The sequence below is a fragment of the Clostridium sp. L2-50 genome, assembly GCF_000154245.1.
GTDB lineage: Bacteria > Bacillota > Clostridia > Lachnospirales > Lachnospiraceae > Coprococcus.
Genome location: NZ_DS480323.1, coordinates 134363 through 145615, shown reverse-complemented (window position 1 = coordinate 145615; position 11253 = coordinate 134363). Strand labels below are relative to the sequence as shown.

The 11253-nt window shown below is 36.1% G+C and carries 14 protein-coding genes and 1 pseudogene; all 15 read right to left on the bottom strand.

Annotation, left to right across the window (positions count from 1 at the left end):
* Positions 1-372 (bottom strand): response regulator transcription factor (locus CLOL250_RS09495; RefSeq protein WP_008402181.1); only part of this gene is annotated, 372 nt, incomplete at its 3' end.
* 464 nt (positions 373-836) lie between these two features.
* Complete coding sequence (locus CLOL250_RS09490; RefSeq protein ID WP_008400163.1) at positions 837-1073, bottom strand: DUF6061 family protein; 237 nt, start codon at positions 1071-1073, stop codon at positions 837-839.
* A 321-nt stretch (positions 1074-1394) separates the two neighbouring features.
* Positions 1395-1601, bottom strand: a complete 207-nt coding sequence (locus CLOL250_RS13760) for a winged helix-turn-helix transcriptional regulator (RefSeq protein ID WP_008400165.1) — start codon at positions 1599-1601, stop codon at positions 1395-1397.
* Positions 1602-1703: 102 nt separating this feature from the next.
* The gene (locus CLOL250_RS13755) at positions 1704-2045 is read right to left on the bottom strand and encodes a TipAS antibiotic-recognition domain-containing protein (RefSeq protein WP_084770625.1); all 342 of its coding nucleotides are present in this window, start codon (positions 2043-2045) and stop codon (positions 1704-1706) included.
* 264 nt (positions 2046-2309) lie between these two features.
* On the bottom strand, positions 2310-2702 hold the full coding sequence (locus CLOL250_RS09480; RefSeq protein WP_008400168.1) for a hypothetical protein: 393 nt from the start codon (positions 2700-2702) through the stop codon (positions 2310-2312).
* On the bottom strand, positions 2695-3018 hold the full coding sequence (locus CLOL250_RS09475; RefSeq protein ID WP_008400170.1) for a hypothetical protein: 324 nt from the start codon (positions 3016-3018) through the stop codon (positions 2695-2697). The genes CLOL250_RS09480 and CLOL250_RS09475 overlap by 8 nt, the downstream gene beginning before the upstream one ends.
* Positions 3019-3192: 174 nt before the next feature.
* On the bottom strand, positions 3193-3636 hold the full coding sequence (locus tag CLOL250_RS09470) for a GNAT family N-acetyltransferase (protein ID WP_008400171.1): 444 nt from the start codon (positions 3634-3636) through the stop codon (positions 3193-3195).
* A 26-nt stretch (positions 3637-3662) separates the two neighbouring features.
* A complete protein-coding gene (locus CLOL250_RS09465) occupies positions 3663-3986 on the bottom strand; it encodes a hypothetical protein (protein WP_008402180.1) in 324 nt (107 codons plus the stop codon).
* An 83-nt stretch (positions 3987-4069) separates the two neighbouring features.
* Positions 4070-4702 (bottom strand): ThuA domain-containing protein, encoded by a 633-nt coding sequence (locus tag CLOL250_RS09460; RefSeq protein ID WP_008400174.1) that lies wholly within the window; start codon positions 4700-4702, stop codon positions 4070-4072.
* Between the two features lie 220 nt (positions 4703-4922).
* Entirely contained in the window at positions 4923-5303 is a 381-nt protein-coding gene (gloA2, locus tag CLOL250_RS09455) for an SMU1112c/YaeR family gloxylase I-like metalloprotein (protein ID WP_008402179.1), read from the bottom strand.
* A gap of 62 nt (positions 5304-5365) precedes the next feature.
* Positions 5366-5572, bottom strand: coding sequence for a PPC domain-containing DNA-binding protein (locus CLOL250_RS13750; protein WP_342413220.1), 207 nt, complete (start codon positions 5570-5572; stop codon positions 5366-5368).
* 43 nt (positions 5573-5615) lie between these two features.
* A pseudogene (locus CLOL250_RS09450) lies at positions 5616-8060 on the bottom strand (ABC transporter permease).
* Positions 8057-8731 carry an ABC transporter ATP-binding protein gene (locus CLOL250_RS09445; protein WP_008402175.1) on the bottom strand — a complete coding sequence of 225 codons (675 nt, stop codon included), beginning with the start codon at positions 8729-8731 and terminating at the stop codon, positions 8057-8059. Before CLOL250_RS09445 ends, CLOL250_RS09450 begins: the two are co-directional and overlap by 4 nt.
* Positions 8732-8867: 136 nt before the next feature.
* Entirely contained in the window at positions 8868-10133 is a 1266-nt protein-coding gene (locus CLOL250_RS09440) for a sensor histidine kinase (RefSeq protein WP_008402174.1), read from the bottom strand.
* Positions 10109-10798 (bottom strand): response regulator transcription factor, encoded by a 690-nt coding sequence (locus CLOL250_RS09435; protein ID WP_008402173.1) that lies wholly within the window; start codon positions 10796-10798, stop codon positions 10109-10111. Before CLOL250_RS09435 ends, CLOL250_RS09440 begins: the two co-directional genes overlap by 25 nt.
* Positions 10799-11253 lie beyond the last annotated feature (455 nt).

Genomic DNA, 11253 nt, shown 5'->3' with positions numbered 1-11253 from the left:
TATATTGTGTCTTTTTTCTCTGCGAAGATGTGCTGCAATGCGAGCTTCTAATTCATCAACAGAAAATGGTTTTATTACATAGTCGTCTGCGCCAATAGAAAATCCTTTTATTTTATCACTATCTTCAATGCGTGCTGTTAAAAAAATTATAGGGCATGAAACATAATCCCGTATCCTTTCGCAAACAGTAAATCCATCTATATCTGGCATATTGACATCTAACAAAATAATGTCAGGTTTTTTTTCTACTTCTTTTAATGCAGCATTTCCTGCTGTTGCAGTATATACCGTATATCCAAGTTTGCTGAAATAGCAATACAGCATTGATACAATTTCTTTTTCATCGTCTACAATTAAAATACTCTGCGCCATAAATATGCCTCCATTGTGAATATCTGATTTAAGATTATCAAACAAAAATCTATTTCTAATCAATTTCTTTAATTTTCGATGTCATTAGTTATTATATATGGCAATATGAGTTGTAGCAACCTTACTCTACATGTTTTATGCTCTATTACTATCCACACTATGATGTGTGTAATCATATCCCGAAAGCCATACCAAACAAAGCAGTCTATGGCAGATTTAGAAATAAGTCCTATGATTATTGAAAAATAAGAAAATATAAAAATTAGAGTGAAGTAATTATATTACAAAAATGAAAAACGGGAGATACACAGATATTGTGCTATCTCCCATATTGTTTTTAGTGTCATATCAAGGCTCATTTATTAGTGGTAAAATTAGCGTTTTTCTATATTTCTCAAAATGCTTGAAAGTAAAGTGTTCATATGGATAATCGAAAATCAGATATAAACTTTTGTTTAAATTGCCTATAATTCAAGTGAATCTTCTGCATCCACCCACATCTGTAAATTGCCATCAAGATATAATCTTGCATATTCCAAAGGCTCATCCACAGCCAATGAAGTAAGCGCACATTCTGATCCATATGTGGTTTTTAAATTTTTTTCAGCTTCCCAACAATTAATGCGAAGCATATATCCGGCACTTGTGTAAACATCAATACTATCGTGGTTTATGTTGTATTCTGCATAAATTGTTCTCATTGTATCTTATCTCCATTTTTTAATAATCATTTACAGAGTTAAATATCGAAAACATTTCATTCAGTTCACCATGTCGTTATTGTTATATGTTATACTATGTACGAATTTTTCTTTCCCTTAATTTTTCCCATATTAAGGTTCATGAAAACCAATGAGAGAATATAATACAAGGGAAAGAGTAAGGGAAAGTTCACTTGCTACAAACTTAGTATTTTCAAGGGTTTGTGAGGAATTTGATAATCAAATATAACAGTTATTAAATTTCCTAAAATAAGTGAAATATCAACTGGAATTGTTCAAGCTTTTCAAATACTAACGTCCTTAATTCTGTTCAATAATTGATTTATAGTAGTTACCAAAGTCAGCAAGTGAATTAACAATTGGAAGCATTTTTGTTCCGAGTTCCGTTAAGCCGTATTCAACTCTCGGTGGCTGCTCATGGTAATCGTGGCGATATGCCAGCCCATCACTCATCATTTGTCTTAAACTATCTGTCAAAACCTTTTGTGAAATACCATCTATCCCCAAAAATTATTTGTTGTCACAGCAATTCCTAAAGGTATTATTGCAATCCCCAATAACTCAATCTTAATTCCTTTCATCGCAAATACCTTCGTTACAAACTTGAATTTACCTTCCGCTCATATAAAATATATCAATAGCTTTACTTGCAAACTCTGCTGTGCCAACTCCTCCAACATCATCAATATTTTCCGTAAGTTCTCCTCCACCGGCATACATTCTTCCAAGACCGCATAAAATCTTATCAGAACATGTATAAAAATGATCTGTAATGTAATCCTGAAGTTTCCTTACCTGCAACTGCACCTGTTCATCTTCTGGGTCCATTTCTTTCATTTGTCCGAATTCAACAAATAATTGCATAAACTCATTTGCAACAGTAGCTTCATCGTCTTTCGTCCAGTTCTTTGTTTTCTCTTCAAACTCCTTATACTCAGAGGTTTGTCTTATACCGAAACATCATTACCCCATCTGCTCCTATACCCATCCTTTCTCCTTCTGAATTATTGATGCTCCGTTTACAATTTACTGATTTTCATTATATATCGGCATGATTACTTTAATTCTGAACCTTGGTTGGATGATTTGACGTTTACCATAAGTATAGGTAAATCTTTTTTACTAATAAAACAAGGTGGATCATCGAAATCCGACATGCTTTTTTCAAGCATCCTTCTCTGATCCACCTAGCATTTGTGTTTTATATAAAAAATATTAATACTTGAAATCTTCAAAGAAAAAGCGATATGCCACTTTTTTTGTACCATCAAAATTAATCAGTTCAATTTTTATATATTCGTCAGTACATTCAATATCATAATTTTTAGCTGACAGCTTCTCCCCTTGATTGCTAATTCTTGTTTTAAAGGAGATCATATGGACCTTATTAATGTGGTCAAAAATAGAGATTTCAACCTGAGTGTCACCATCAAATATTGTATCACCTATTTCTTCACCAACAATCACGTAATCTCCGGCATTAATACTCTCTCTAAACCATTCTTTTGTTGAATAATTAAAAAAATAATGAATTGCAGTATATGAGCCAGTAATCAATACCAAAACTATTAAAACAATAATAATACTTACATAAGCCTTTTTATTCACTTTTTCTCCTCTCTAATACAAATTCAGCAAATGCATCTCGTGCTGCCTTGGATTCTTGTATTTCTTTATGTCTTTGTCTTTTCGCCACCCCTTCCGGCACAATTTCATTATACACAAATAACAATGTTACAAAATCATATACGACTCTATATTTCAAATTCTTAGCTCTAGTCGATGAAGGAATATTTTTTATCCGTTTCACATATTCCGTTATCTCCGCATCTGGTTGTTGTGTAGCTGGTAATTCTTCAAACAACTTATTGATTAAACAATTACTATGCACCGAAGCATTTCTTATATCACGCACGCTACCCATTCAGCGTATATATCCCGTTTCGATTTTCTAAAGACCGCTTCATAATCCCCGCTCTGTATAATGTTCAAAACAGCATTCCAACCATAGGTTGTTTCTATGTACTCAATATAGGTATGTGCATATGTATACCCACGGCAATTTTAAAATGTCAACGGATTATTAGAACATGTTTCTTTATAGCTTTCTTTGCAAATATACCATATCCACCAATTGTATTCCATCTTCGTATATTGGATGATCGTAATTTTCTGTAAAAAAATGGGGAATGATACGCGAACGGACAAAACCACATTTTTCATAAAATGGTATTGTAAGTGGGCTATCTCCTGTTCCTACTTGCAGAATAGCATATTGTTCTCCGTATTTCTCAACAATAAAATCAATCAGGGCTTTTGCATATCCTTTCCCTTGATATTCCGGAGCAGTCGCAATATTTTTTATTTCAAGCACTCCATTTCCTTCATTGGTAACGACGCACTCGCATTTAATCCCATTATCATCTAACACATACATTCTGCCTTTATTAAGATAGCGATCTATCATATTTTCCTGCTCATCTGCCAATAAGAGCAACTCAAGATATTGTTTTTTACTTTCTGTGATTTCTATAATTTTCATCTTTTATCCTCATAAACGGGAAGTTATCAATCTGTTTCATCTTTTTTATATATTACGCCGTCCCATGCATAATATCCCGCGATATATTCATAATCAGGATATTCTTCTATCTCATATAATTTTCTCCCACTGTCAGATGTACAAATTACCACATTTGATATTTTATAATTTTCCAGTTTCGATGTTTGAGAATATCTTACTCCATTAAGATATATATAATCTCCTTTTTCAATTGCCTCATTTTTATAACTTTTATTGTGTGCAAAATAATATCGACCACAAATAAAAATAACAACAATTGTAAGTAAAATAATAATTAATGCTATTGATTTCTTTTTTTCTACCATCATTCTCATTAGCTTTCTCTTAACATTTCATAAAATTCCGATTTTCTCAATTCTCCAAACTGGAATTTGACGCTCTATTAATGCTATTAAACCCAATCAATAGCATTCTTTACAAGTTTGACAAATGGTTCACAGGTCAGATTTTGGGTAGTGTGTGCAGGAACGATACAGCAGATTTTTCCCTTGCCATAGGTGTGAATCCATACAGCAGGCTGAACGCCGTTCTTTGAAACGGTTTCTGCAAGAATCGTTGTATCAGCATTCGGAATCATTTTCATTACATAATGTTCGTCAAAATCAGGGAATGTGAATTTGCCAATGCCTTCAATAATCGGATGTTCTGCTATCGGTTTTACAGTAAGCGGACATTGTTCGGGATGAGTGATAAAGTTACTTCTTACAACATTTGTGAGGATTGCGTGATTTTCTGTGTAATCAGTAAGTGATGCGTGAAGCATAATCGTTCCCATACCATTCTGAATATCATTCAGAAATTTCTCCGTCCATTTTTCATCACACCAGATTGGAGTAGGAATCTGATCATTTTCAATAGGATCTTTGAAAGACAAAAACAAATCAAACTGCCCCTTGAAATAATCATTTGGATTCTTTGTGAATGTTACTTCATAATCTGCGTTAAACAGATAGTTCATCATAGGCTTGATGGAATCATCGTGATGCCAGTAATCGTGTACCAAAACAAATACTTTTTTACTCATAAGTTATACGTCCTTTCATCACCATTTTATGGCTACGTTTTTGTGAATTCTCGTTTTTTAGATGTGCGTTAAATTCCGATTTTATTGTCTCTATTATACCATAATGATACTATTATAAAAAAGCAAAAAGAGCTCCTTCGAGCTCTTTTGGGTCAGTTCTGCAAACTTGAAGTTATAAAATCACAGTCCAAAACAGGGCACATCTTTTAACTGCAATACTTTATTCGTGAATTTCCAATGGTAGATTGTCAGGGTCATAAAAGAATGTCATTCTTTTACCTGTGTAAATATCAAGTCTAATCGGCTCAGTTATGATGCCCCTTTTATTCAATTCCCTTACGGTATTATCGACCGAGTCTACAGCAAAGGCAAGATGCCGGAGACCGTAAGCTTCTGGATAACTGGGGCGCTTCGGACAATTTTTAATGATAAAAAGTTCTAATTCCATCTCATCGAGTTGAAGATCAATTTTGTAATCATCACGTTCTGGTCTGTAATTTTCTCGAATAATAGAAAAACCTAATAGATCCACATAAAAATGCTTTGATTGCTCATAGTTGCTCCCAATAATGGCAATATGATGAACTTTTTTCAAATTCATGGTGTATTTACCTCTTTCCTACTTTGTTTGAATACATGAAATATAATATCATAAGAACGCATCTAATCAAACTTAAATACATTAAGCCCTATTTCTTCATCATAAACTCTGTCAACTTTTCCATCAATGACCGTAATTACCATTTCACAGGTTGCACTCACGACAGCTCTGTTCAGATGCCCTCCAAACACTTCACCTTTCTCATTTCCGACACTCATATGAAGATGCGCATAATATTCTCCATAGAATCTTTTGACGTATACTTGCAAACCAAGCTGTCACTCATTGCCCGAGTGACAGCTTGGTTACTTGCTATCCCTGATACCTTATTCTTTCAACCAGCGTTTCCTTTTTCAGATTACTGCTTAAAACGCAGGAAAGTACAATCTGCAACAGACCGACCAAAAAAATCATAATAAAAATTGGTACGATTGGAACATGATAGATATTTATTCCAAATATTCCCATATGTTTTGCATAGGAAAAAAGTGCATAGCCGAGCGGCAGACCAATGATCAAAGCTACGCATATGGTGCCAACCGTAAAAATCAGTCCCTGTAACTGCAGGCATAAATTTAATTGTTTATTTGTCATGCCCACAGCCTGTAATACACCATATTCCTGCTTTTTTGTCGTAATATTCATGATCATGGTATTCGCCATATTCATAAACCCGATGAGTCCTACAATAGCCATAAACAGATAACAGCCAAGCTTCATCATGCTGCTTGCAAATTCGGCAGATTGTAACTGCGCATGATAAGTATCCATTTTTATATGCGAAGTATTAGAAATCAAAGTATTCAGACTTTGTTCTACAGATGCCACATCTTTTTTATCACAGTCCACCCACAGATAGCCATAGGCTGTTCCTCTCGGATTCATGGAACGATATACACCTTTCGGAATGACAAGATAAGTGTCCGCACTTACAAAAGATCCTGCAATCTTTCCCTGCTAGGTATAGGTTCCACTTCCATTCTCAAAGTCAAATGCAATGGATTCACCCGGAGCATATCCATCTTGTTCCATCCACGCCAACCAACCAAAGAAAATATCACCATTCTTTACCGCCTGATCATAGTCCATAGAGCCAATATCCCCTTCTTGGCGCATAAAATCAAAATCCTTTTTACTCACAATAGTAGCCGGAAATCTTGTTCCGTTCAGATTTACAGAGACAATCTCTCTCGTCATGACATCTGTTACTCCCGGAATGCTTTTGATTTCTTCAATCAGCGAATCATTCAATGGATCATCCGTCAGAATCGTATCCAGATTATTCTCCGGATATCTTTCATCATACTCAGCAGAATAGTCAAGCTGCAGTTCAAATTGTCCATAATTAACGGAAAGACGTGCTTCATGCTCCGTGTCAATATTCCCCACATAATTAGAGATAATCACAAACAATACGCAAGAAAAACCCATTGTGAGGATAGTACCAATAGTTCTTTTGGGATTACCCGTTACATTTGCCATTGCCATAGAAAACACGGTGACATTTTTTCTGCCATTTCGTTTTCCTTTTTTTTGTGTTTCTGCATTTTCTAAATACCGTGTTGCTTCGATAGGTGAAATCCGTGAAACAATTTTCATTGGTTTACGCAGTGCCAAAGCAACGGTAAGAAATGATACGAAAATACAGAGAAGCATAACAGGCAGGGAAAACAGAGGCACCTGCTGATTTTGAACACCCATAGAACCAGTTCCGGTTGATACAAGGTTCCCCTGTTCTACCAGCCAGTTAAAACCGCATTTTGCAATCAGAAAGCCAAAAAGCAATCCAACCGGTATTGAAAAAAATGTCAAAAAAATGCCCTCTCTGAAGATCAGTTGTTTCATCTGCTTTTTTGTCGCTCCCAGAGCCTTGATTTTTCCATACTCCTGTATCTTGTTGGCAATACCGACCTGAAAAATATTATAAATGACCACAACAGAGAAAAGTACAATTGCAAGAATCAAAACCCCGCATACCGCAATCGTTTCATAACTCGGCTGCAAGACCCATTGCAAATAGAGATCATTGACAATAACGTTTTTTTCTTCGATCCCACAAGCTGCTGCAATCTGCCTTATAACCGAATCAATATTATTCATAGATACATTTGCAGAATCATTTAAAGTAAAATAAATATTATACTGTCTGTCATTCTCTGCGACGTGCTCATCATAAAACTCCTGTGACCCGAAAGCAACATAAGATGCCTCGATGGTATACTCATCCCGGTCATATAGGATTCCGCTGACAACAAATTCTTCCGGCTTATATTCTGACCGCATCCCTGCACGGTAATCCAGTGTAACCGTATCTCCGACCTTTACATCATCATATCCCATTTCACTAAAAAATGCTCTTCCTGCGGCAATTTCCTGCGTTCCCCCCGGATACTTTCCTTCCTTTAACTCATATTCCTTATTATAGGGAAGCATTTTTCTTGCAGTCTCATCCATGCAGACAAAACCACCGTTTTCGTTGCCTTTAATTATGCCTTCTGTACACATAATTCCTATTGCATCTATTTCTGCACGGCGGCGTACGTCCTTTAACTGCAAGGCATCTGCTGCGACAAACAAACCATAATTGCTTCCATATGAGCCTGCCGCCTGACTTTTCTGTAAACGGATCATTCCATTTCCCACAGTACTGATAATCACAAGCAGCATCGTAGTCAGACATATGGACATCATAATCAGTATACTTCTTGTCTTGTTCTTTTTGTCATTGCTATATGCAATCCTGCTTATTGTCTTCATCTAAAATCCACCACCTGTCCGTCCTCAATCACCAGAATACGGTCAGCGACCTGTGCAATTTCGTCATCATGGGTAATCATTACAATTGTTTGTCCATATTTTTTTGCTGTCATCTTAAGCAGGGCGATTACCTCATCACTGGTCTTGGAATCAAGATTTCCTGTCGGCTCATCTGCAAATATAATTTCCGGACGATTCACCAGTGCTCTTGCAATTGCTACTCTCTGTTGCTGTCCTCCGGATAACTGATTTGGCAGATTGTAAATCCTCTTTTCAATTCCCAAAGTTGCAATGATATCATTTACATACGCTTCATCCACTTTTCTTCCATCCAGCCCCAGTGGCAGTACAATATTTTCCCAGACATTAACAGATGAAACCAGATTAAATGCCTGAAAAACAAATCCGATTTTTCTTCTGCGGAAAACAGCAAGGGCATCTTCATTCATCCTGTATAGATCTTTCCCTGCTAAAGTAACACTGCCTTTTGTCGGGGTATCAAGCCCTCCTAGCATATGAAGTAATGTACTTTTACCGGAACCTGACTTTCCAACAATTGCGACAAATTCCCCCTGCTCAATCTGAATGTCCACCTGATTGACCGCCTTGACCTGATTCTCACCTGCGCCATAAAACTTACAAAGCTGCTTGGTTTCTAATATCACACTCATGTGTTGCCTCCTTTTCAATTCTGTAAAGCGTACCTTTTCAACCTACATCCTAATTGTATCAGGACAATCTTTCATTTCACTTTCAAAAAACGAGCAGAACTCTTACAGAATTGTAAGGGTTCTGCTCACTTAAAATTTAACCAACATATGGTAATTGAATCACAAACGTGCTTCCTTTTTTCTTTTTGCCGGAGGTTACCGTAATCGTACCTGCGTGTTTTTCGATAATTTCTCTCGATAGAAAAAGTCCGATTCCTGTACCACTCTTTTCCATAACCTCCTTGGAACTTCCTCTGTAAAATCGTTGAAAAATTTTATGATACTCATTCTGCGGAATACCAATTCCCTGATCCTCAATTTCCATTCTTACAAGATCGTTTCTTTTTTGTAACCGGATAAATATTTTTGAACCACCCGGACTGTACTTGACCGCATTATCCAGAACGTTGATCACAGCTTCACCAAGCCACCTTTTATCCTGCATAATCGTGCATGTTTCCAGCTCTTTCTCATAGTCAAAAACGAATTCAATTTCTTTCTCATCCGCTTTAGGATAAGTGCGGTTCACAGCAGATATGACAGTATCCATAAGCGGAAGTTTTTTCTTATTAATCTGAATCAGTCCAGTTTCCATCTTGGATATTTCAAGAAGCGATTGCAATAATGTCTCCAGTCCATCCAGAGCACTCCGACAACGGATACGAAACTCCTCCTGTTCTGTAGCACTTAAGTCATTCTGCATCAGCACACTAAAACATGTATCCAAAGCTGCAACCGGTGTCTTTAACTGGTGAGAAATATCAGAAACCATTTCTTTCGTGTTCTCCTTTTCTGCCCTTGCTTCTTCCTTTATCAACTGAATATGATGTCCGATTGCTTCAAGCTGGTCATTCAATTTTTCCAGTTCTACATAATTTTCCGTTTTCAGTAAATCATCAAATTTATTTTCACGGAATCTGATCAGAATTTCTTCCAACTGGTCTAAAATTTTCTGATGACACGCATCTTCTTTTTTCTTCCAATAAAGTAAAAAAGTCAAAAGAAGCACGCATATCACAGTGCTTACAGCACCGGTCACCATAACCTGATGCCGGAATTGCAAATAAAATGCACTCCCTTTATTTCCCCAGTATCCATATTGCTCCAATAATTGCCTTCCCCGTTCATTGGTTTCAATATCTTTATCCTTAAGCAATTCCGAAACAGCATCCAGCCCGGAAAATTCTTCCTTTGCAGCAATGTCTGTCATAAGATTCATTTTATATTTATAATCTTCATAAAACACATACGTGGTAACGCAATTTAATATTGCAAACAATATTATGACAGACAATACCAAGGAGAGCACTACTGTAATCTTCTTGCGATATCTCTTTGTCACTGCCTTACCTCCTGATTCCATATATACCCAAGACCTCTGATATTCTTTATATAGACCGATGCAGCCGGATTGTCTTCGATTTTCTCACGGAGTCTTCTGATATTGACAGCGATTGTATTTTCATCCACAAAATCCCCTTCCAGATCAAACACATTTTCCAATATTTGTGTTTTTGAAAGAATCTTTTTCGGATTCTGAAGAAAAAAAGTCAGCATTTTCAACTCCGTTTTTGTCAGACTGATTTCACGATTCTTTATCAGGACTTTCATTTCTCCTGCGATAAATACGATATCTCCCGAAATCATCTTTCCGGCTTCCGTTTTCTCCTGTCTTCGACGGAAATGTGCTTCTATTTTCAAAAGAAGTACCGAAAGACTAAACGGCTTTGTAATATAATCATCTGCCCCTGCTTCATATCCCATAACCTGATCCATCTCCTGATCCAGTGCTGTAAGACAAATAATGTATGTATTATAATTGCATCTCATCCACCTTACAAATTCCAGTCCATTCCCATCCGGAAGATTCACATCACAAATGATAACATCCACATTATTATCACTTGCAATTCTTTTCGCTTTTTTCACTGATTCTGCCGAAAAAACCTCATATCCGGATTTTTTCAATGAGAATGCAATTCCACGATTTAAATTTTCATCATCTTCAACCACGAGTATACCTGGCATAGCATATGCACCTCTCTTTATTAACTATATATATTTAATATCAGAGTAGATATTGTTTTTATAACATCACAGTATTGGATATTTTCCACGAAACAATTTTAACTGTTATATTTTATTATCAAATATCTCTCAAGCCTTTGAAAATACTAAGTTTATCGCAGGTGAGCTTTCCCTTATGTTATATCTTCCCATACTGATTTACGAACTCTGATAAGGGAAAATACAAGGGAAAGAAAATCCTATAAAAACAGTATAACACAAAATAAAAACGACATGGTGAACTGATTGAAATGCTTCTATATTTTTATTAATTTAAAGGTGACACAACATGAATACCATTTACGCAGAATACAACATGTACCACAACAGCATTGACATTTATACATCTGCCGGATATATGTTACTCTATATCTTGATGGAACTATGCAGATGTGGGTGGATGCTGAAGATTCCTT

Excerpts from the sequence above, each read along its gene's own strand:
- CLOL250_RS09475 (WP_008400170.1), bottom strand. The coding sequence starts at position 3,018 with ATGGGTAGCGTGCGTGATATAAGAAATGCTTCGGTGCATAGTAATTGT.
- CLOL250_RS09435 (WP_008402173.1), bottom strand. The coding sequence starts at position 10,798 with ATGCCAGGTATACTCGTGGTTGAAGATGATGAAAATTTAAATCGTGGA.
- CLOL250_RS09440 (WP_008402174.1), bottom strand. The coding sequence starts at position 10,133 with ATGGAATCAGGAGGTAAGGCAGTGACAAAGAGATATCGCAAGAAGATT.
- CLOL250_RS09445 (WP_008402175.1), bottom strand. The coding sequence starts at position 8,731 with ATGAGTGTGATATTAGAAACCAAGCAGCTTTGTAAGTTTTATGGCGCA.
- gloA2 (WP_008402179.1), bottom strand. The coding sequence starts at position 5,303 with ATGAATTTGAAAAAAGTTCATCATATTGCCATTATTGGGAGCAACTAT.
- CLOL250_RS09490 (WP_008400163.1), bottom strand. The coding sequence starts at position 1,073 with ATGAGAACAATTTATGCAGAATACAACATAAACCACGATAGTATTGAT.
- CLOL250_RS09470 (WP_008400171.1), bottom strand. The coding sequence starts at position 3,636 with ATGAAAATTATAGAAATCACAGAAAGTAAAAAACAATATCTTGAGTTG.
- CLOL250_RS09465 (WP_008402180.1), bottom strand. The coding sequence starts at position 3,986 with ATGATGGTAGAAAAAAAGAAATCAATAGCATTAATTATTATTTTACTT.
- CLOL250_RS09460 (WP_008400174.1), bottom strand. The coding sequence starts at position 4,702 with ATGAGTAAAAAAGTATTTGTTTTGGTACACGATTACTGGCATCACGAT.